Source organism: Streptomyces sp. NBC_01232, from assembly GCF_035989885.1.
Lineage (GTDB): Bacteria > Actinomycetota > Actinomycetes > Streptomycetales > Streptomycetaceae > Streptomyces.
Window position 1 is genome coordinate 3789860 of record NZ_CP108518.1, and the last position, 20304, is coordinate 3810163.

General features: G+C 72.9%; 18 protein-coding genes. 7 read left to right on the forward strand and 11 right to left on the reverse strand.

Annotated features, from left to right (window positions below; genetic code table 11):
- Positions 1-454: 454 nt before the first annotated feature.
- A complete protein-coding gene (locus OG444_RS17380) occupies positions 455-1747 on the reverse strand; it encodes a zf-HC2 domain-containing protein (RefSeq protein WP_327263052.1) in 1293 nt (430 codons plus the stop codon).
- Positions 1744-2307 (reverse strand): sigma-70 family RNA polymerase sigma factor, encoded by a 564-nt coding sequence (locus OG444_RS17385; RefSeq protein WP_327263053.1) that lies wholly within the window; start codon positions 2305-2307, stop codon positions 1744-1746. The genes OG444_RS17380 and OG444_RS17385 overlap by 4 nt, the downstream gene beginning before the upstream one ends.
- Before the next feature lie 302 nt (positions 2308-2609).
- Here OG444_RS17385 and OG444_RS17390 point away from each other — a divergent pair, with 302 nt between their 5' ends.
- Positions 2610-3128, forward strand: a complete 519-nt coding sequence (locus tag OG444_RS17390) for an EF-hand domain-containing protein (RefSeq protein WP_327263054.1) — start codon at positions 2610-2612, stop codon at positions 3126-3128.
- A gap of 344 nt (positions 3129-3472) precedes the next feature.
- Here the strand turns inward: OG444_RS17390 and purU are convergent, their stop codons facing one another.
- Positions 3473-4357: a formyltetrahydrofolate deformylase gene (gene purU, locus OG444_RS17395; RefSeq protein ID WP_327263055.1), complete on the reverse strand. Its 885-nt coding sequence runs from the start codon at positions 4355-4357 to the stop codon at positions 3473-3475.
- 14 nt (positions 4358-4371) lie between these two features.
- Positions 4372-4818, reverse strand: a complete 447-nt coding sequence (locus OG444_RS17400; protein ID WP_327266824.1) for an SCO4402 family protein — start codon at positions 4816-4818, stop codon at positions 4372-4374.
- 196 nt (positions 4819-5014) lie between these two features.
- On the opposite strand from OG444_RS17400, the gene OG444_RS17405 reads away from it, so the two are divergent.
- Complete coding sequence (locus OG444_RS17405) at positions 5015-6304, forward strand: ABC transporter substrate-binding protein (RefSeq protein WP_327263056.1); 1290 nt, start codon at positions 5015-5017, stop codon at positions 6302-6304.
- An 87-nt stretch (positions 6305-6391) separates the two neighbouring features.
- Here the strand turns inward: OG444_RS17405 and OG444_RS17410 are convergent, their stop codons facing one another.
- Positions 6392-7714, reverse strand: a complete 1323-nt coding sequence (locus OG444_RS17410) for a hypothetical protein (protein WP_327263057.1) — start codon at positions 7712-7714, stop codon at positions 6392-6394.
- Between the two features lie 180 nt (positions 7715-7894).
- Positions 7895-9274 carry a transcriptional regulator gene (locus tag OG444_RS17415; RefSeq protein WP_327263058.1) on the reverse strand — a complete coding sequence of 460 codons (1380 nt, stop codon included), beginning with the start codon at positions 9272-9274 and terminating at the stop codon, positions 7895-7897.
- 222 nt (positions 9275-9496) lie between these two features.
- Between OG444_RS17415 and OG444_RS17420 the strand changes: the two genes are divergently transcribed.
- The 3 genes from OG444_RS17420 (at position 9497) to OG444_RS17430 (ending at position 12858) form a co-directional block, all read left to right on the forward strand.
- Complete coding sequence (locus tag OG444_RS17420) at positions 9497-10177, forward strand: bifunctional DNA primase/polymerase (RefSeq protein ID WP_327266825.1); 681 nt, start codon at positions 9497-9499, stop codon at positions 10175-10177.
- Between the two features lie 162 nt (positions 10178-10339).
- Positions 10340-11182, forward strand: a complete 843-nt coding sequence (locus OG444_RS17425; RefSeq protein WP_327263059.1) for an ABC transporter ATP-binding protein — start codon at positions 10340-10342, stop codon at positions 11180-11182.
- A complete protein-coding gene (locus OG444_RS17430; protein WP_327263060.1) occupies positions 11179-12858 on the forward strand; it encodes a transporter in 1680 nt (559 codons plus the stop codon). The genes OG444_RS17425 and OG444_RS17430 overlap by 4 nt, the downstream gene beginning before the upstream one ends.
- 97 nt (positions 12859-12955) lie before the next feature.
- On the opposite strand, the gene OG444_RS17435 is transcribed toward OG444_RS17430, so the two are convergent.
- From OG444_RS17435 to OG444_RS17445, 3 genes are all read right to left on the reverse strand, one after another.
- Positions 12956-13135, reverse strand: coding sequence for a hypothetical protein (locus OG444_RS17435; RefSeq protein WP_327263061.1), 180 nt, complete (start codon positions 13133-13135; stop codon positions 12956-12958).
- A gap of 346 nt (positions 13136-13481) precedes the next feature.
- Complete coding sequence (locus OG444_RS17440) at positions 13482-14360, reverse strand: alpha/beta fold hydrolase (RefSeq protein WP_327263062.1); 879 nt, start codon at positions 14358-14360, stop codon at positions 13482-13484.
- Positions 14361-14714: 354 nt separating this feature from the next.
- Entirely contained in the window at positions 14715-15407 is a 693-nt protein-coding gene (locus tag OG444_RS17445) for a metal-dependent transcriptional regulator (RefSeq protein WP_030390665.1), read from the reverse strand.
- Between the two features lie 256 nt (positions 15408-15663).
- Between OG444_RS17445 and OG444_RS17450 the strand changes: the two genes are divergently transcribed.
- A complete protein-coding gene (locus OG444_RS17450) occupies positions 15664-16419 on the forward strand; it encodes an SIS domain-containing protein (protein WP_327263063.1) in 756 nt (251 codons plus the stop codon).
- Positions 16420-16460: 41 nt separating this feature from the next.
- Here OG444_RS17450 and OG444_RS17455 read toward each other — a convergent pair whose 3' ends face one another.
- Both OG444_RS17455 and pdxH read right to left on the reverse strand, forming a co-directional pair.
- Entirely contained in the window at positions 16461-17789 is a 1329-nt protein-coding gene (locus tag OG444_RS17455; protein ID WP_327263064.1) for a PAS domain-containing protein, read from the reverse strand.
- Between the two features lie 524 nt (positions 17790-18313).
- Positions 18314-18976, reverse strand: coding sequence for a pyridoxamine 5'-phosphate oxidase (gene pdxH, locus OG444_RS17460; protein WP_327263065.1), 663 nt, complete (start codon positions 18974-18976; stop codon positions 18314-18316).
- A gap of 200 nt (positions 18977-19176) precedes the next feature.
- On the opposite strand from pdxH, the gene OG444_RS17465 reads away from it, so the two are divergent.
- Positions 19177-20283, forward strand: a complete 1107-nt coding sequence (locus OG444_RS17465) for a citrate synthase 2 (RefSeq protein ID WP_327263066.1) — start codon at positions 19177-19179, stop codon at positions 20281-20283.
- The last annotated feature ends 21 nt before the right edge of the window (positions 20284-20304 follow it).

A 20304-nucleotide genomic window follows, 5' to 3' on the forward strand; every position in this document is an offset into this window, starting at 1 on the left:
CCTGACGGCTCGCGGACGCGGTCGGGCAGGAGCACGTAGCGATTGGGGGCGCTCCGGGCTCCCGCCCGGGCTCCTCCGGCGCCCCGATGGTCTCTTCACGCCCGGCCCGTTCCTTTGGGGTTTCCCGGCAGCCGTTTCGTTTCTCCGGGGCGGGTCGGTCGGTCAAGGGTGGCCGCAGGCCATCGCGCAGCGACGCGACGACGAAGGAGGAGCGCCCTTGAGGGACCGGCCCGACCCGGAGGGACGATGGGACTGACGGGAAACCCCCATACCCATCCCTGATGCCGCCCGGCCGGCTCCCGCTCCCCGAAGCCCCCGCCCGGCTTCCCGACCCCGGGCGACCGGCCCCGGAGCCGTCCCGCACCCGGGGGTGGGTGGGCAGCCGCCGCCCGGGTGGCGGGGCCGCGGGGGTGGAGGCCCCGCGCGCGCAGGGCCTCGTACCGCGCGCGCCCCCCTACAGCCTGCTCAGCGACGCCGCCGCGAAGAGGACGTCGCGGATCGCCTCACGGTCCCCGTGCTGGCCCACCGCCGCCTCTTCCGGCGAGATGTGGCCCGCGGCCAGCTGGCAGAACTCGATGCCGTCCAGGGCGATCTCCGCCACCGTCCGCTCCGGCGACGGTTTCGCGCCGGGCGAGTCCAGTGCGATGTCCCAGCCGCCGCCACCCGCTCCCTCGATCTCCAGGTGCAGCGTCCGGCCCGGCGCGCCCGCCGCGACCAGGCCCCGCGCCGGGGCCGCCAGTCCCGCCCGCCTGCGCTGCGCCAGGGCGCCCGGCAGGAGCCGCGCCGCCAGGTCGATCATCCCGTGCAGGTGCGGCCCCGACGGCGGCTCGTACGGATAGTCCACCGCCTCCGCAATGTCCCACGCGTGCACCCAGCACTCGAAGGCGCGCTCCAGGAACGCGTCGCCGAGCGGCAGCGCGAAGCCGCCGTAGTCCACGGCCAGCTCGGCGACTCCCCGGCCGGCGAAGGAGACCGTACGCACCAGCGTGTGGCCCTGTTCCCGCCACGGGTCGCGGACCTGGCGCGTGATCGGGTTCACCGACGCTCCCCAGAAGTGCTCCGTCCGTACGGTCGGCCCGCCCTTCGGCGCGTCCGGACCCAGCGGGTCGTCCAGCCCCAGCGCCGAGGCGATCAGCCCGTCCACCGTCAGCAGATGGCCGATCACCCCCGCCACCGTGGTCCGCTGCGACCGGCGCTGCTCCTCCTCGAACCACTTGAGCCGCACCGGGGTGTGCCACTCCGAGTCCCCGAAGTCCTGCAGCAGCGCGTCGAGCCGCGCGGTCTCGGTGTCGTACGGACTCGCCCACACCGGCACCGGAATGCGCGCCGGCCGCTTGCCCAGGCAGTCCTCCAAAACGCGCGAGCGCAGCAGCGGCTTCAGGTCGAGGCTCTCCTCGGGGTGCAGCAGCCCGACCGCGTCGCGCAGCCGCAGCGCCTCCTCCGCGCAGGGCGCGCACTCGGTGAGGTGGTCCTCCACCGCCTGGGTCTCCTCGGCCGAGCAGGCCGCCAGCGCCCACGCCCCGAGCAGGGACTTCAGCACCGCGTGCGAGGGCGGCGGAGGTGGATCGGCCGGCGGCGGCGGAGGCGGCGGGAGGGCCGGTGACAGCGGCGGGGGCGGCAGCGGCGGCAGCGACTGCGGCGCGTACCCCGGATCGAGATCGTCGGCGGCCCCGCGCGGACCCGGTATCCGCGCCTGGCCGCCGGGACGCTCGTATCCGTCATCGGGCGACTGGGCAGGGCCGTTCATCGATTGGTTCCATATCCGGACTGGGCGGTTTCCTCCTGCGGGAGGGCGTTGGCCGTCGACAGCAGCTGCAGGCCGAGCCGCAGCCGGCGCCGCGCCTCGTCCTCGCTGATCTGCAGGTCGGCGGCGGCCTGCCGGTAGTCGCGCCGTTTGAAGTACGCGAGTTCCAGCGCGGCGCGCAGGGGCGCGGGCATCGAGGTGACGATGTAGTCCGCGCGGGCCGCCGCGTTGGCGCTGCGCACCTTCTGCTCCAGCTCCTCGCGGGAGCCCCGGCCCAGTTCGGCCTGGCGCAGCCGGGCCACTGCCTGGCCCTGGGTGATCCGGGCGACCCAGGAGCGCATGGAGCCCTGCTTGGGGTCGTAGGCGTCCGGGTTCTCCCAGATGTAGCCGAACACCTCGCGGGTGATCCGGTCCGCCGCCTTCTCGTCGCCCAGCACCCGGTGCGCCAGGCTGTGCACGAGCGAGGCGAAGCGGTCGTACAGCTCTCCGAGCGCGGCGGCTTCGCCACGGGCGAGCCGCTGCTGCATGCGGCGGTCCCAGCGCGGTGGTGCGTCCTTCGGCATGAATGCCCCCAGCCGTGTGTCGACGCATCGAATGTAGTGGGCACATGGCGGATCGCGCCTGTTTTGGAAGAACCTCCCCCTGGAAGTGCGCCCTGCGTGATAGGCGGGTGGCAGGGTGTGAACGGTGGTACGCCCGAGGGCACATGGGGACAGGTGTACGCGCCCCACCGCGCTCCCCGTGCGCGGGTTCGATGCGGCCGCCTCCTTGACCGCTTCGCTTAACGCGCAGGCCACGTAGGCCTTACGCTCCTGCCTTGTCTTGATCTGAACCCCACTGCACAAGTGAAGGCGGAACGCCGAATATGGAAAGCGCAGAATACGAGCGCAAGATCGCCGCCCGATTCGCCACCTTCGACCAGGACGGGTCCGGCTATATCGACCGGGAGGACTTCAGCGCGGCCGCGAAGGCCGTCCTGGCCGAATTCGGCACCACGGCCCGGTCGGACAAGGGCCAGGCCGTCTTCGCGGGCGCCGAGGCCTTCTGGCAGGGCATGGCCGGCATCGCGGACGTCGACGGGGACCAGCGGGTGTCCCGCGAGGAGTTCATCACCGGGGCCGCGAAGCGGCTGCGCGACAACCCGGAGCGCTTCGCGGAGATCGCGCGGCCGTTCCTGCGGGCCGTGATCGCGGTGGCGGACGAGGACGGCGCCGGCGCGACCCCGCCGAACGCGGCCCGGGTGCTGCGCGTCCTCGGCACCGCTCCGGAGCTGGCCACGCAGGTGGCCGCAGCGCTGGACGCCGACGGCGACGGCCGCATCTCGGAGGACGAGATCCTGACGGCCTTCGCGGGCTACTGCGGCGTGGAAGCCCCCGACGCGTAACGCCTGCGGCGCGCTCGGCAGGTGACGGCGGGGCCACGGCCCCGCCCCCGCAGCCGGGCCACGAGCGGCCTGCGGCCGAGCGGCGGAGCCGAACCGCCCGGCGCCGCCCACCGGCCTGCCCGGCGCGGCCCACCGGCCTGCCCTGCGCCGCCCGCGCGGCCCGGGCGGCCCGGCCGACCGCCCGGTGCGGGGCGCGCGGTGCGAGGCGCGGTGCGGGGCGCGCGGTGCGAGGCGCCCGGTGCGGGGCGCGGTGCGGACCGGCATCCCGGGGCGCCGCCCCGGACCCCGCAGCTCAAAGCGCCGACGAGGGGTCTGTTCGCCGCGCGCCGGCGAGGCCGTACCGGCTACGCGAAGACGACCGTGCGGGCACCGTTCAGCAGCACGCGGTGCTCGCTGTGCCACTTCACCGCGCGCGCGAGCGCCTGGCACTCCACGTCGCGGCCGATCGCCACGAGCTGGTCCGGCGTCACTTCGTGGCCCACCCGCTCGACCTCCTGCTCGATGATCGGCCCCTCGTCGAGGTTCGCCGTCACGTAGTGGGCGGTCGCGCCGATCAGCTTCACACCGCGTGCGTGCGCCTGGTGGTAGGGCTTCGCGCCCTTGAAGCTCGGCAGGAACGAGTGGTGGATGTTGATGATCCGCCCGCTCAGTTCCGTGCACAGCTTGTCCGACAGCACCTGCATGTACCGCGCCAGGACCACCAGATCGACGTTCTCGGCGCGCACGAGCTCCAGGAGCTGCGCCTCCGCCTCCGCCTTCGTGTCCTTCGTCACCGGGATGTGCACGAACGGGATGTCGTACGAGCCGACCAGTTCGGCGAAGTCGGTGTGGTTGGAGACCACGGCCGCGATCTCGACGGGCAGGGCGCCGATGCTCGAGCGGAACAGCAGGTCGTTCAGGCAGTGCCCGAACTTGGACACCATGAGGATGATCCGCATGCGCTCCTCGGAGCGGTGGATCTGCCAGTCCATCCTGAACGAGTCGCCGATAGCGGCGAAGCTGGCCCGCAGCTTCTCGACGGTAACCGGCGGCTCGGCCTCGAAGTGCACCCGCATGAAGAAGAGCCCGGTCTCCCGGTCTCCGAACTGCTGGCTGTCCACGATGTTGCATCCGGTCATGAAGAGATAGCTCGACACGGCATGCACGATGCCCTGCTTGTCGGGGCAGGACATGGTCAGGACGTACTGGGGCTGGGGCTGGGCCGGGGCCTCGTTGTGCGGGTCGCTCATGACCGCACAGCCTTTCACACCGCGCGGGTGAGGATCTTCAACACATCGAGCGAGGTCGGCCGTACGTCCGGGTCGTCCCCGTCCGCCTCCGCCAGCCGTACGTGGGCCTCGCGCGCGGCGCGTACCGCCTCGGGCCACGCGTGGTGCTCCAGGTAGGCGGAGACAGGTGCGTCGGGCCCGACCTGGTGGAGGATCCGGAGCACGCGCAGTACGGCGAGGTCGACGAGGGTCGCCTCCTGGGAATCCCGGAAGATCGTGCCGACGTACTTCTCGGCGGACCAGCTGTCGAGCCAGGTGTCCTCGACGAGCCGGTACACGGCGTCGGTGACGTCGCCGTAGGCCTCGTCGCCGGTCAGCCAGGTGTCCTCGTGGAAGGCCGGGTCGGAAAGCATGTGCAGCGCCGAGCGCACGTTGCCGCGCCAGCGCCACCACGGCATGTCATTGAGGGGCATGCCGCCCATGGTGGAGGAGCGGCCGCCACGGCGGGAAGAGTTCTTCGAACCTTGGGCGAATGTCACGCTTTCGATCGTACGTTCCCGTTCGGCGCGATCTTGAGGCGCCCACGGGGGACGGCGCCCCCGTAATTCACCTGGGCGTCACCCGATGTTGTGTCCATCTCACTCGACAGTTACCGGCGGGGCGGAATGGTGCATGGACATGACCAACTCGCGACGCGCCGCATCCCTCTCCCGCACCGTCGTGGCCACGGCGATGGGTGCATGCCTCCTCGCCGGGTGCGGGACGCTCCCCGGGGGCTCGGGGGGGTCCGGGGACACCCTCACCGTCATGACCTTCGCCCCTGAGGACACCAAAGCGACCAACATGCCCGGAATGACCGGCATGGCCAAGGCCTACGAGCGCTGGGTGAACTCCAGGGGCGGCATCAACGGCCACAAACTGCGCGTTCTGACCTGCAACGAGAAGAACACGCCCAGCGGCGCCGCCGACTGCGCCCGCAAGGCCGTCGCCGAGAACGCGGTCGCCGTCGTCGGCTCCTACAGCCAGCACGGACGCGCCTTCATGGCCCCGCTGGAGGCGGAGGGCATCCCCTTCATCGGTGGCTACGGGGTCTCCTCCGAGGAGTTCCAGTCCCCCCTGTCCTACCCGGTCAACGGCGGCCAGCCCGTCCTCATCGCGGGCGCCGGCCACCAGCTGGGCCGCGCCTGCGACCAGGTCGCACTGGTCCGCCCCGACACCCTCGCCGGCGACACCCTGCCGGTCCTGCTGAACGCCGGGCTCAGGGCGAACAAGATGGCCGACGCCTCCGACATCCGAGCCGCCGAAGACTCCGCCGACTTCGTTCCCCAGGCCCGCGAGGCCCTCGCGCACACCAGCGGCACCGGCAAGGAGAAGGAAAAGGAGAAGGGCTGCGTGACCGCGGTCCTCGGAGAGCGCACCGAGACCTTCTTCGACGCCTTCCGCCGGACCGACGCCCAGCGCAAGAAGCCGCAGATCTCCTCCGTGCTGGGCAGTGTCAGCCAGTCCCTGGTGGACCGAACGGGCGGCAAGGAGAGCCCGTTCGAGGGCGCGTACCTGACCAGCTGGTACCCGGTCGCCGCCGATCCCCTCTGGGAGCCCATGCGCAAGGTGGTCTCCGATTTCGCGTTCGGCGACGACACGGTCGAACCCGACGACAGCGGGGCGCAGACCACCTGGATCGCGTACACCGTGCTCAGCGAGATCCTCAAGCGCTTCACGGCGGACGAGCCCGTCACCGCCCGCACGATCAAGCGGTCGCTGAACGAGGCGCAGCCGGTCAAGACCGGCGGCCTCACCCCGGACCTGAGCTGGCGCTACCAGGACATGCGCGCCGTCGCCGGCTTCCCCCGCATCGTCAACGGCCAGGTCACCTTCCAGATCGTGCAGGGCGGGCGGCTCGTGGCGCAGCCCGGCGAGCAGTCCCTGGACATGACCCCTACCCTGGTGCAGGCCCCGCGCACGGCCTGACGCGGCACGCGGCGAGGCAGCCGCGGCACGGCTGCCACGGCTGCCACGGCTGCGGCACGGCTGCCACGGCCCGGCTGCACCCCCGGCTCAGAGCTGGGACTTGTCCCGCTTGGTGAGGCCGTACTTGCCGGCGATCGCGTTCCACATCGTCGCGGCCGACTCCTTGGCCTTCGTCGCCTCGCCGCTCGCCTTGTTCCCCTCGGCGGCGTTCTTGGTGGCCTTCGCCTTGCCGTCCTTGCACTTGTCGTCGTCCACGTCGTCCGCCCAGGCCGCGTAGCTGTCATCGGCGTCTGCGGAGGACTGCCAGGCCTTGGTGAGGGCCGCGGACAGCTTCGCGTGGTCCGGGAGCTTGTCCATCTTCAGCTCCTGGAGGCGGGTGACGAGCTCCTCGCGCTGGCGGGCCGCGTCGCGCAGGTCGGCGGCCGCCTGATCGAGGTTGGCGCAGCCCTTGATGTCCTCCACGGCCTTGATCACCGAGGCCCTGCTGTCGTTGCTGTCCGCGAGGAGCTTGTCCAGCTGGACGGCCTGCGGGCGGGCCGGGTCGACCGGGGCCTCGCCGCCGGGGGCGGCGGAAGCGCCGCTCGCCGTCGGGGCGGCGGCGACCGCGCCGGGGTCGTTGTTCTGCGGCTTGCCGTCGGCGAGCAGCGAGCCGACGCCGAGACCGATGACGGCCAGGCCGACGACCACCGCGCCGATGATCGCGGGCGAGATCTTGCGCGCGGCCTCCGGGGGCGGCTGCGGCGGGGCGTACTGCTGCTGCGGGTACGGCTGCTGGGGCTGCTGCGGGTGCGGGTGCTGCTGCTGGTATTGGCGCTGCTGCGGCCGGGGCTGCTGGGAGCGCGGCGGCGGCTGCCGCAGCACCGGCTCCTGGACGGGCGGCATGTGCTGGGTGTGCCCGGCGGAGTCGTCGCCGCGGAAGAGCCCGTCGAACCCCTCGACTGCGGGGACCGGCGGTATGTACTGCGTCGCCGCCTCCTCGTGCGCGGGGGCGGCCGGCACGGGCGCGATGTACTGGGTCGCGGCCTCGTCGTGCGAGGAAGCCGCGGGCACGGGCGGTATGTACTGCGTCGCCGCCTCCTCGTGCGCGGGGGCGGCCGGCACGGGCGCGATGTACTGGGTCGCCGCCTCGGGCAGCGGCGGATAGCCGTAGCCGTGCGGATCCCCCGGCCCCTCGTAACCGGGCCCCACCACGTGCCCGGGCCTGTCGGCCTCCGGGGCGGGATAGGCCTGCGGGTAGCCGTACGCGGCCCCGGGATGCGGCGGCTGAGCCTGCGGCTGCTCGGGATACCCCTGCGCCTGCGGCTGCTCCGGGTAGGGCTGCTGCTGCTCCGGGTACGCCGGATATCCGGACGCCGGGTCCGGACCCCACGGGGCACCCGGCTGGGCGCCCCCTTGTCCGCTCTGCGTCACCGGGACTCCTTCTCCGACTCGCCCGACCCTACGGAACCGTCGGCCCACGCTACCCCGTCACGCACCGCCGCAGTGAGCCCGCCCCGAAGCCCGTCCGGCCCCGCCGGCCCGCAGGCGCCCGCCGTGCCGGGCCCGGGGGGTGTCTTGCCGATCAGCCTGGCGTGATCGGCAAGACGCCCCCTACGCCGTCACCTCCAGCCGCGCCGCGAACTCGCGTACCGCCGCCTCCTCCCGGTACGGATCCAGCCTCGCCCGGAAGTCCTCCAGGTACTCCACCCCCCGGTTCGAGCGGAGCCCCTCCAGGAGTTCCGCGGCCCTCGTCGCCGTCTGGCAGGCCTGTTCCACCTCCCGCTGCTGGACCTGCGCCGCCGCCAGCAGCAGGAGCCCGATGGCCCGGCGGCGCGCCTTGTCCGCCGGGAGGCCCCGCAGGGCCTCCTCCGCCCGCCGCGCCGCCGCGTCCGCCTGCCCCAGGTCGCGGTGACAGTGCGCCAGCTCGTCCGCGAGGTACGCCGCGTCGAAGTGGCGGATCCACACCGGGTCGTCGCCCGACTCCGGCTCCGCCCGTTCCAGCGCGCTCACCGCCCGCCCGGACAGCACGGCCGTCGCCCGGGTGTCCCCGAGCAGCGCGTGCCCGCGCGCCTCGGCCGCGTAGAACATCGCCTCGACCCGCGGGGTGACCTGCCCCCGCGTGCCCTCCTGGGCGGCGCGGGCCAGCTGCGCGATCTCCCGCGGGTTGCCCAGTTCGGCGGCGAGGTGGCTCATGGACGCCGCGAGCACGTAGCCCCCGTACGCCCGGTCGCCCGCGGCCTGGGCGAGGCGCAGCGCCTGGATGTAGTAGCGCTGGGCCAGGCCCGGCTGGCCCGTGTCCACCGCCATGTAGCCGGCGAGCTCGGTCAGCCGGGCCACGGCCGCGAACAGGGCTCGCCCGACGGGTTCCCGGTACGAGCCGCCGATCAGCCCGGACACCACCGAGTTGAGGTAGTGCACGACCACCGGCCGGACGTGCCCGCTGCCGAAGCGGTGGTCGAGGTCCTTGAGGGCCTCGGTGGTCGCGCGGACCGCCTCGACGTCGGGCATGCCGACCCGCGAGCCGCCGCTGCGGGCGACCTGGGTGTCGGCCCCCGTGATCAGCCAGTCCCGGCTCGGCTCCACGAGCGCGGACGCGGCCACGCTGGAGCCCGCCAGGAAGTCGCGGCGGCCCACGTCGCTGCGCCACAGCTCGCAGACCTGCTCGATCGCGCCGATGACGGTCGGGGAGAACTGCAGGCCGACGCCGGAGGCGAGGTTCTTGCCGTTGGCCATGCCGATCTCGTCGATGGTGACGGTCCGGCCGAGCTTGCGCCCGAGCGCCTCGGCGATGATTCCGGGAGCCCGGCCGCGCGGCTGCTGGCCGCGCAGCCACCGCGCCACGGAGGTCTTGTCGTAGCGGAGATCGAGGCCGTGTTCGGCCCCGCACATGTTCACGCGCCGGGCGAGCCCGGCGTTGGAGCACCCGGCTTCCTGGATGAGCGCCTGCAGCCGTTCGTTCGGCTGGCGGGCGACGAGAGGCCTGGCTGCCATGAAAACCCCCTGCTGACCGCGGGTGATCCGTTGGAATGATCACTTCCCGCCTGATGTGCGGAGAATCTTCCGCTCTGCGTCGTGTCGCTACCCAACTCCGGCGCCCCGGCCTCCTACGCGCCCCCACGCGTGCACCAGTGCGCCCCGTATGCAGGATCGATGCTCCGCCCGCCGCATGGTTTACGCCCGTAACCCCGGGTGACCCGGGGAGTTGTGATGGGCGTGGAAGAGACCATCGGAGTCACGGAGACCGCACCCATCCCCAAGCAGCGCGGCGAGCAGCTGCTGGACCATGCCGTGCGGTACGCGGAAGAACGGCACTGGGATGTCTTCGCCGGCACCTGGTTGGAGCCCGGGGACGGCCGCGAGCTGTGCTCCTGCGGGGCGGCGGAGTGCCCGGCGCCCGGCGCGCACCCGGCGGTGAAGGACTGGGCGGCGCAGGCCACCGGCAGCGCGGTGCAGGTCCGCAGGATCTGGGCGAAGCATCCGCAGGCCTCGATCCTGCTGCCGACCGGCCGGACGTTCGACGCGCTGGACGTACCCGAATCGGCCGGATTCCTCGCGCTGGCACGGCTGGAGCGGATGGAGCGCACCCTCGGCCCGGTCACCCTCACCCCCGACCACCGGATGCTGTTCTTCGTCCTGCCGGGAGCCGGTGTCAAGGTGCCCGACCTGGTGCGCAAGCTGGGCTGGCCGGCGGCCACGATCGACCTGGTCGCGCGCGGCGAGGGCGAGTACGTGGCGGCGCCGCCCACCCGCTTCGGCGGCCGGGGCTCGGTCCAGTGGGCGCGGCGGCCCACGCCCGCCAACCGGTGGCTGCCGGACACCGAGGAGCTCATCGACGCGCTCGCGTACGCGTGCGGGAGCGAGGCCGCGGCGGAACGCAAGCGCCGCCAGGGCTGACCGACACCGGAACGCGCCCCCGGAACGCGCTCCCCGGAATCCGCCCGCCGGACCTGCGAAATCAGGGCGAAAACTGATGACATAAGTAACTGCTCAAGCCTCTCCCCCTCCTCCTATGGTGAAGAAGGAACGACCAACGGGGACGTAATGAGAGGCAGGCGCATGCCGGACCAGGGCGATGCGACGGGTGGGACGTACGGCACGGGTGGCGCGCGATCCGCGCCGCCCGCCGTGCGGGTGGAAGGTCTGTGGAAGCGGTTCGGCGACCAGGTCGCCGTCGCCGGGATCGATCTGGAGCTGCCCGCGGGCCAGTTCATCGGCCTGGTGGGCCCGAACGGCGCGGGCAAGACGACGACGCTGTCGATGGTGACCGGCCTGCTGCGCCCCGACATGGGGCGCGTCCACGTCGCGGGACACGACGTGTGGGCGGACCCGGCCGAGGTGAAGGCGCGGATCGGCGTACTGCCCGAGGGCCTGCGCCTCTTCGAGCGGCTGTCGGGGCGCGAACTGCTCGGCTACATGGGCCGCCTGCGCGGGCTGCCGGGCGAGGAGACCGACAAGCGGGCGACGCAGCTGCTGGAGGTCCTCGACCTCGCGGGCTCGCAGCACAAGCTGGTCGTGGACTACTCGACCGGTATGCGCAAGAAGATCGGCCTGGCCGCCGCCCTGCTGCACAACCCGGAAGTGCTCTTCCTGGACGAGCCGTTCGAGGGCGTCGACCCGGTGTCCGCACAGACCATCCGCGGGGTGCTGGAGCGGTACACGGCCTCCGGTGCCACGGTCATCTTCTCCTCCCACGTGATGGAGCTCGTCGAGTCGCTGTGCGACTGGGTGGCCGTGATGGCCGCCGGGCGGATCCGCGCCGCGGGCCCGCTGACCGAGGTACGGGGCTCCGCGCCCTCCCTGCAGGCCGCCTTCCTCGAACTGGTCGGCGCGCACGGGCGCGACGCGGCCGGGGACTCGCTGGAGTGGCTCGGTGGCGGTGCCGGGGCGGGATCGCGATGACCTCGCCCGCCAGTCCTGCCGCCGGCCCGGCCGTGGTGGCCGCCGTCACCACCGGGTCCACCGGAACCTCCGGGGCCTCTTCCGTCGCATCGGTCCCGCTGACCCCGATCTTCGTCCGGCTCAAGCTGTCGCTGCTGCGCAACGGCCTGAAGGGCTCCTCGAAGCGCAAGGCCGCCTACTTCTCGTCGCTCGCCTTCGCACTGGTCGTCGGCTTCTTCATCACGCTCGGCCTGGCCCTGCTGCACGGGCACGCCCGCGCGGACACGGTCGTCGTCCTGCTGGCCGCGATCCTCGCCCTCGGCTGGGCCTTCGTGCCGCTGTTCTTCTCCGCCGGGGACGAGACGCTCGACCCGAGTCGGCTGGTGATGCTGCCGCTGCGCCCGCGTCCCCTCGTACGGGCGCTCCTCGCCTCCTCGCTGGTCGGCATCGGGCCGCTGTTCACGCTGTGCCTGGCCGTCGGCTCGGTCGTGGCCGTGGCGCGCGGCGCCGCCGGGGCGCTGGCCGCGGTGGTGGCCGCGCCCCTGCTCGTACTCGGCTGCGTGACCCTCGCACGGGCGGTGGCCACGGCCAACATCCAGCTGCTGACCAGCCGCAAGGGGCGCGACCTGGCCCTGCTGAGCGGCCTGGTCATCGCACTGGGCGCGCAGCTGGCCAACTTCGCCAGTCAGCGCCTGTTCGAGGCGGGCGGTCTGGCCACGCTGGAGCCCGCCGAGGCCGTGGTGCGCTGGCTGCCGCCGGCGACCGCCGTCGGCATGGTGGACTCCGTGAGCGACGGCGCGTACGGGGTGGCCGCCGCCCAGCTGGCGCTGACCCTGGCCGCCGTGGCCGCCCTCCTGTGGTCGTGGGAGCGGAGCCTGACGAAGCTGATGGTCGCCCCGGACGGCTCGACGATCGCGGCCTCCCGGCCGGCGAAGGACCGCACCGAGGGCGGGCTCTGGGCCCTGCTGCCCGCGGGCCGGACCGGCGCGGCCATGCAGCGCACGCTGCGCTACGTCGTACGCGACCCGAAGACCAAGGCCGCCTGGGTGAGCGCACTGGCGTTCGGCCTGATCGTGCCCGTCTTCAACGCCCTGCAGGGCACGGGATCGGTCTACCTCGGCTGCTTCGGCGCGGGCATGCTCGGCATCCAGATGTACAACCAGTTCGGGCAGGACACCTCGGCGTTCTGGATGGTCGCGCAGACCATCTCCACCACGCGCGACGCGTACGTGGAACTGCGCGCCCGGGCCGCCGCACTGGCCCTGGTCATGGTCCCGTACACGGTGGTCGTCACGGCGACCACGGCCGCCGTGCTCGGCGACTGGTCCAAGTTCTTCGCGGCCACTGGCCTGGCCCTGGCCCTGCTGGGCGCGATGATCTGCACGGGGGCGCTGGCCTCGGCCCGGTACCCGTACTCCATTCCCTCGGACGGCGCCTTCAAGAGCGTCGCCCCGGGGCAGGGCGGGCTCGCCTGGGCGGGCCTCATGGGCGGACTGCTGGTCTCGGCCGTGATCGCGGCCCCGGTGATCGTCCTCACGATCCTGCTCAACACGGGCGAACACCAGGGCATCTCGTGGATCGTCCTGCCGCTGGGAACGGCCTGGGGCGCCCTGGCCACGTGGGCGGGCCTGCGGCTCTCAGCGCCGACGGTGGCGCGCAAGCTCCCGGAGATCCTGTGGGCGGTCAGCAAGGGCTGACCTCGGACCACGACGGAAGCGGGCCGGCCTCCTCTCCCCTGCGGGAGCGGAGGCCGGCCCGTTCGCGTCGGTCCGCCGCCGGGCGACCCCACCTGCGTCAGCGGGCGGCGAGCAGGGCCAGTACGGCGATCGAGCCCGCGAAGACGATGACGTGGCGGAGGTTCTGCAGACCGGGCATCACCCAGTCGGGGAAGCCGTCCTCGGCGGCGCGGAGCATGGACCTGACGTCGATGCGCTGCAGTTCGGCGTCGCCGGACCGGGCGAAGGCGGCGGTCACGGACGACCGTCGTACGGACCCCCTGTCGCCCCAACTCGGCCTCGACGGCGGCCTGGGCGCGGGCGCCGTAGCGGCTGCGGACGACGGGGATGCTCAGGAAGGCGACGGCGATCAGGAGCTGCAGGGCGGCGACGGCTTTCATCGGGGTCCTCGTTTCTCGGTGCTTGCCTGGCGACGCCGTCACCATGAAGCCGCCCCCTGACAGCGCCCGGACACCCCGCCGACAGATCGCTGACACGGACCCGAGCGCCATGCCGAGCGGGCCCCGGGCCGGGCCCCGGGGCCCGATGCCCGTTGGCCCGGGGCTCGTTGTCCGGGGGGACAACAGGCCCCGGGGCCGGGCTCGTCAGGGGGCTTCGGCCTTGATGCCGTCGAGGAAGGGTTCCACGGCCGCCCGCCAGGCCGTGGGATGGTCGTAGTGGAGGTAGTGACCCGCGTCGGGGATTTCCGCGTACTGGCCGGCGGGGAGGACGCGGACCATCTCCTGGGCCTCGGCGCGGCCCAGTTCGCCGTCGAGGCCGCGGACCACCAGGGTCGGGCAGCGGACCTGGGCGAGCTCCTCCCAGTGGGCGTCGTGGACCCAGGTCTCGCGGGCCGTCAGCATCTGGCGGCGGGAGAAGACCGGGCGCCAGCCGTCCGACGCCTCGTGCATGACCTCGGCGAAGAAGGCGCCGCGGCCGGGGTCGGGGCGTTCCACCCGGGGGTCGTCCTCGCCGAACCATCGGCGGGCCGCGTCCTGGGTGGGGAAGGGCAGGGGCCAGTGGTGGAACCACTCCTCCCATTCCTGCTGGGAGGCGGCGCCGAGAGCGGAGGCGCGCATGTCGCAGATGACCAGGGCCTCGACCAGGTCCGGGCGGCGGGCCGCGAGCTGCCAGGCGGTGAGGGCGCCCATGGAGTGGCCGATCAGGGTCACGGGGGCGAGACCGAGCTGCTCCACGACCGCTTCCGCGTCGGCCACGAAAGCCTCGCGGCCCAGGGAGGTGGGGGTGCCGTCGGGGGCGGCGGGCGGGCGGGCGCTCTGGCCGTGTCCGCGCTGGTCCAGGGCCACGACGCGACGGCGCTCGCGGAGCCAGCGGGCAGTTCCGGCCCAGTGGAAGGCGCGGCCCATCAGGCCGTGCAGTAACAGGACCCCGGGGCGGGCATCGGGCTCGGGCTCTGCTTCGCGGAACTCCCAGGCGGCAAGGCGGACGCCTTCGGCTCCTGTCACATCGACGCGCTGTACCACCGCAGATGCACCCCCTTCGCTCCCCGCCAGACTATCGAACCCGTATTCGAAAACGGGTTTCTCGCCCACAACACCGCTCTTTCGAGTGACCTTGCTCAAGGATTGGCCGCCGCTGCCGATGGAGATCCTTTCAACAGGGAGGCGGGCCGCTCGGGGAAGACGGTCCGAGGGGACGACCTTGAGAGCTCGGGGCTCCAGGTCACAAGGGGAGGATCGGTCCCGGCGCCGAAAGGCGCCGGGACCGCCCGCACCACAAACTGATCGTCCGTACGGGTCAGGACCCTTCGGGTCCCGGCCCGAGCGGACGAGTCCACCGGACGGATCCGCGCCGGCACCAAGGCCGGCGCACCGAGCTCAGCGCTTCGCGACGAACACGTGAGAGGCGACCTCCACGTCCAGCTCGGCGGCCTCGCCGCCACTGCCGACGAGTACGCCGCCCGGGGATTCGGTCACGCTCACCACCGAGCCGGGCTGTACGCCCGCCCGCCGGAGCGTATACATCAGCTGGGCGTCCGTCTGGATCGGCTCGCCGATCCGGCGGACGACCACGGTCTTGCCCTCGGTGCCCGGGTCGAGCTCCGACAGGCTGACCATTCCGTCCTCGAGGAACGGGTCCGCCTCGGCCTTCTCACCCAGCTCCTCCAGACCCGGGATCGGGTTCCCGTACGGCGACTCGGTCGGGTGACGCAGGAGCTCCAGCACCCGCCGCTCCACCGCCTCGCTCATCACGTGCTCCCAGCGACAGGCCTCCGCGTGCACCTGCTCCCACTCCAGGCCGATGACATCGACGAGCAGGCACTCCGCGAGCCGGTGCTTGCGCATGACACGCGTGGCCAGTCGGCGCCCCTCCTCCGTCAGCTCGAGGTGCCGGTCGCTGGCGACGGCCACCAGGCCGTCCCGCTCCATGCGCGCCACTGTCTGGCTCACCGTCGGGCCGCTCTGGTCGAGCCGCTCGGCGATACGGGCGCGCATGGGGACCACGCCTTCCTCTTCCAGCTCGAGGATGGTGCGGAGATACATCTCCGTGGTATCGATCAGTCCGGACATTCGTGCCCCTCGGATTGCGTGCGCTGGCCCTGCCCCCAATTCTGACGCATCGGGCCGACAACCGTCCCGTACCGGGGGTCAAGAGCGCTCCCGGACATCTCCCGGACATCCGCGACAAGATCGCCCGGCCTCGCCCGGGCCCGCGACCAGACCTTTCGGACCGGGATTGACGTTCGTATTGACACGCCCTTGGTCCAGACCGCACGGTGAGCGGCGGACACGGACGCTCCCCCACCCCTGGAAGGGCCCTCGGCGTATGAGCGAGAGCAAGCTGGCCGGTCAGTTCTTCGATGCCGCCATCGGTCTGCTGGAGCGGGTACGGGACGAGGAGGCCCCGCACATCGCCGAGGCCGGCACCCTCATCGCCGACGCGGTCGCCACCGGCAACCGGCTCTTCGCCTTCGGCGCCGGCCACTCCTCGCTGCCGGCCCAGGACGTGGTCTACCGGGCCGGCGGCCTCGCCCTGATGAACTTCCTCGCCGTCCCCGGCACCGCCGGCATCGACGTCATGCCGGCGACCCTCGGCAGCGCCCTGGAGCGGGTCGACGGCCTGGCCGGCGCCGTCCTGGACAGCAGCCCCGCCTCCGACGGCGACGTCCTCGTGATCATCTCCCTCTCCGGGCGCAACGCCCTGCCCGTCGAGATGGCGATGAACGCCCGCGCCATCGGCCTCAAGGTCATCGGTGTGACCTCGGTGGCGTACGCGACCGGAACCAAGTCGCGGCACGTCTCCGGCACCTTCCTCAAGGACCACTGCGACGTCGTCCTCGACAGCAAGATCGCGATCGGCGACGCCGAGCTGAGCATCGACGGCATCGACGCGCCCTTCGCTCCCGCCTCCACCGTCGTGACCAGCGCGATCATGCAGGCGGTCATGGCGGCCGCGGCCGGCGAGCTCGCCGGCCGCGGGGTGGAACCCCCGCTGCTGCGCTCGGGCAACGTCGACGGCGGCCACGAGTGGAACGGCCGCGTGATGCAGGAGTACGGCGACCGGATCTTCTTCCGCCACTGAGCCCCCTCCCGCCCCGGCCCGCCCGCCCCGGCCCGCGCCCACTAGTGCTCGTCCGGGCCGGGGTCGTCGCGGCCCGCCGCCAGGTCCAGGTCGGCCGCGACCCGGGCCGCGACCTCCTCCGCGTACGCCGCGTCCGCGCGCTCGAAGGCCACCCGCGAGGGCCCGCGCAGGAACGTCAGCGCCCCCAGGGTCCGCCCCCGGCTCCGCAGCACCGTGCACAGCGCGTGCGCCGAGCCCTCGGGCCATTGCCGGGCCTGCGCCCACTGGGCGTCCGCCTCCCCGCGGGGGGCGCTGCTGCGCACCGAGCCGATCCGGTCCAGCGCCTGCAGCGCCGGATGCCCGGCCACGTACCGCACGGGGATCGACCCGGGGCCCGGCAGCACCGGCGGTGACGCGGCGGACCGTACGAGCCTCTGCCGCTCGGGGTCGGCCGTGGGGTCCAGTACGTCGAGCAGCGCCTGCTCGGCAAAGCCGGCGAGGGCGAAGTCCAGGCGTACGGCAGCGGCCTCGGCCGGGTCCTCGCACTCGGCGGCGGCCCGCCCGGCCCGGTGGAGCTGGTGCGAGCGGAACCTGAGCTGCGCGGTGTCCAGCTGCTCCTGACGGGCCTCGGTGACGTCCTGGAACAGCCAGCCGACGCCCAGGGGTACGGGCTCCTCCGCGAGCGGCGAGGCCAGCCGCAGGAACCCGCACCGCCAGCACCTGCGCCGCACCCCCTCGGGCGTGCGCACCGAGACCCACAGCTCCACCGGCGCGGGCGGGGCGCCCTCGGCGAGCACGTGCTGGAGTGCGCCCTCCAGCTCCTCGACGCCCTGGGTCAGCAGTTCCCCGAGGGGGCGGCCGAGCAGGGCGGTGCGGCCGGTCCCGAAGGCGCGTGCGGCGTGTGCGTTGACCACGGCGGGCCGCAGGTCGACGTCGACCAGGACGACGCCCCACGAGGCGTCCTCCATCAGGGCCTCGCTCAGCGCGATGGAGCGTTCGAGGTCGATCTGCGCGTGCACCTCGCTGAAGGCGCAGTACACGCCGGCGGGTTTGCCGTCCGAGCCCGGCACTCCGGCGGACTGGGTCCGTACGAGGACGCGCCCGCCGTCCTTGGTCAGCAGCGCGAACTCGTGCACCTGCCGGCCGGGCAGGTGCTGGGCGGCCATCAGCCGGTCCTGGACGTCGTGCGCGTCGGCGGCCCGCACCGCCCATCCCTCGAAGCCCTTGCGTCCCACGGCCTCGGTGGCGGTCCAGCCCAGGATCCGCTCGGCCTCACGGTTCCAGTGGGTGATCACCCCGTCGGAGTCGAACGCGCACAGGGCGGCGTCCATCCCGTCCAGCAGCGCGGCGAGCAGATCGTCGGCGGTCTCACCACGTCCGTAAGCACTCACCTGGCACCCCCTGCAGGTGTTCGCGTGTGCGGCACGTCAGATCATTCAACTGGAACGTGACCCAGCCCACACCTATTTCCGCGGATTGGGGGCGAGAAAGGTGCGGGGGACGCCCGGATCCCGGATCCCGGGTCCGGGCCGGGAACATCCCCGCCCGCGCCGGACCGCGAAAATAAAAGGTTGTGGCCCGGGCGGCGTGTGCCTAGGCTCGGCCGTACACGAGAAGGGAGGTGGTTCCCGAAATGTACGGAAACCGGACGCGTGAGGTGGCTGCGGGCTAAGCGCCCGTCGTCGCACGCACCCAGTGCGGTGCCCGGCGGGATCGCCAGGCGCCAAACCACAGCAGTCACCCGACCCGCGGGCTCGCCGGTACGTCCGGCCGGCCTCTCCCACTGCAGGGGAGAGACCCGAGCCCGCGGGTCGCCTGCGTTCGCCGCCACCGCGGCGGGTGAACACGCCCGGGCGGCTGCCGTCCCACCCGGCGCGGCGCTGCCGGGGGCTTGGCGCGATCGGCAGGACACCCCCTACGGGCAGAGCCGCTCCACGCGCCACTCGTCCCCGTCCCGGACGTAGCGCAGGCGGTCGTGCAGGCGGTTCTCGTGGCCCTGCCAGAACTCCACCGATTCCGGGACCACGCGCAGGCCGCCCCACTCCGGCGGGACCGGCACCTGCTCGCCCTCCGGGTAGCGGGCCTCCAGCTCGGCGTAGCGGCGGTCCAGCTCCGCACGGGACCCGATCACGCTGGACTGCTCGCTCGCCCAGGCGCCCAGCTGGGAGCCGTGCGGGCGCGAGCGGAAGTACGCGGCCGTCTCGTCGCGGCCGATCCGGGCCGCCGTACCGGTGACGATCACCTGACGGGCGATGGGGTGCCAGGGGAAGAGCAGCCCGACGTGCGGGTTCTCGGCCAGCTCGCGGCCCTTGCGGGAGGCGTAGTTGGTGAAGAAGACGAAGCCCCGGCCGTCGAACTGCTTCAGCAGTACCGTCCGCGAGCTGGGACGTCCGTCGGGAGTGGCCGTCGATACGACCATGGCGTTCGGTTCGAAGAGGTGCGAGTCGGCGGCCTGCTGGAACCAGAGGGCGAACTGGTCCATCGGGTTCTCGGCGAGAGTCCCCTCGTCGACGATCTCCGAGCGGTACTGCTTGCGCATCACGGCGGGGTCAATGTCCTGATCGGTCACGCTGGCCATCCTGCCGCAGCCGGACCTGTGACGGTGTGCCGTATGTCACGCTTCCGCAGTCGGGGTCGAGCGGCCAAAATCTTGGGGCCGGTCCGAAGGTCCCCGAGCGGGTGACCAACGGCCGTGCCGGGCATCAACGGGGATGACCGCGCCGGACCGCGAGTCACGCCGGGAGCCGCGCGTGTTCGCACTATCTGAGGAGCCGCCTGATGTCCGACTTCGTACCCGGGCTCGAAGGGGTCGTCGCGTTCGAGACGGAGATCGCCGAGCCCGACAAGGAAGGCGGATCGCTCCGCTACCGGGGCGTCGACATCGAAGACCTCGTCGGCCACGTCTCCTTCGGGAACGTCTGGGGCCTGCTGGTCGACGGTGCTTTCAACCCCGGCCTGCCGGCCGCCGAGCCCTTCCCCATTCCGGTCCACTCCGGTGACATCCGCGTCGACGTCCAGTCCGCGCTCGCGATGCTCGCCCCCGTGTGGGGTCTGAAACCGCTGCTGGACATCGACGCGCAGACCGCCCGTGACGACCTCGCGCGCGCGGCCGTGATGGCACTGTCGTACGTCGCCCAGTCCGCCCGCGGCCAGGGCCTGCCCATGGTGCCGCAGCGGGAGATCGACAAGGCCGAGTCCGTCGTCGAGCGGTTCATGATCCGCTGGCGGGGCGAGCCGGACCCGCGGCACGTCAAGGCCGTCGACGCCTACTGGACCTCCGCCGCCGAGCACGGCATGAACGCCTCCACCTTCACCGCGCGCGTCATCGCCTCGACCGGCGCGGACGTCGCCGCCGCGCTGTCCGGCGCGGTCGGCGCCATGTCGGGGCCGCTGCACGGCGGGGCGCCCTCCCGCGTGCTCGGCATGATCGAGGAGATCGAGCGCACCGGGGACGCCGTGGCCTACGTGAAGAAGGCCCTGGACAAGGGCGAGCGGCTGATGGGCTTCGGGCACCGCGTCTACCGCGCCGAGGACCCGCGCGCCAGGGTGCTGCGGCGCACGGCCAAGGAGCTGGACGCGCCGCGCTACGAGGTCGCCGCCGCGCTGGAGAAGGCCGCGCTGGAGGAACTGCACGCGCGCCGTCCCGACCGGGTGCTCGCCACCAACGTGGAGTTCTGGGCGGCGATCATGCTGGACTTCGCCGAGGTCCCCGCGCACATGTTCACCTCCATGTTCAGCTGCGCCCGCACCGCCGGCTGGTCGGCGCACATCCTGGAGCAGAAGCGCACCGGCCGCCTGGTGCGGCCGTCGGCCCGCTACACCGGGCCGGGGCGGCGCAACCCGCAGGAGATCGAGGGCTACGCGGACATCGCCGAGACCGCGTAGTACGCAGTAGTGCCGGGCGCC

Bases quoted from the DNA above. Each gene is read 5' to 3' on its own strand.
- OG444_RS17380 (WP_327263052.1), bottom strand. From the start codon at position 1,747: ATGAACGGCCCTGCCCAGTCGCCCGATGACGGATACGAGCGTCCCGGC.
- OG444_RS17385 (WP_327263053.1), bottom strand. From the start codon at position 2,307: ATGCCGAAGGACGCACCACCGCGCTGGGACCGCCGCATGCAGCAGCGG.
- OG444_RS17390 (WP_327263054.1), top strand. From the start codon at position 2,610: ATGGAAAGCGCAGAATACGAGCGCAAGATCGCCGCCCGATTCGCCACC.
- purU (WP_327263055.1), bottom strand. From the start codon at position 4,357: ATGAGCGACCCGCACAACGAGGCCCCGGCCCAGCCCCAGCCCCAGTAC.
- OG444_RS17400 (WP_327266824.1), bottom strand. From the start codon at position 4,818: ATGGGCGGCATGCCCCTCAATGACATGCCGTGGTGGCGCTGGCGCGGC.
- OG444_RS17405 (WP_327263056.1), top strand. From the start codon at position 5,015: ATGACCAACTCGCGACGCGCCGCATCCCTCTCCCGCACCGTCGTGGCC.
- OG444_RS17415 (WP_327263058.1), bottom strand. From the start codon at position 9,274: ATGGCAGCCAGGCCTCTCGTCGCCCGCCAGCCGAACGAACGGCTGCAG.
- OG444_RS17425 (WP_327263059.1), top strand. From the start codon at position 10,340: ATGCCGGACCAGGGCGATGCGACGGGTGGGACGTACGGCACGGGTGGC.
- OG444_RS17430 (WP_327263060.1), top strand. From the start codon at position 11,179: ATGACCTCGCCCGCCAGTCCTGCCGCCGGCCCGGCCGTGGTGGCCGCC.
- OG444_RS17445 (WP_030390665.1), bottom strand. From the start codon at position 15,407: ATGTCCGGACTGATCGATACCACGGAGATGTATCTCCGCACCATCCTC.
- OG444_RS17450 (WP_327263063.1), top strand. From the start codon at position 15,664: ATGAGCGAGAGCAAGCTGGCCGGTCAGTTCTTCGATGCCGCCATCGGT.
- pdxH (WP_327263065.1), bottom strand. From the start codon at position 18,976: ATGGCCAGCGTGACCGATCAGGACATTGACCCCGCCGTGATGCGCAAG.
- OG444_RS17465 (WP_327263066.1), top strand. From the start codon at position 19,177: ATGTCCGACTTCGTACCCGGGCTCGAAGGGGTCGTCGCGTTCGAGACG.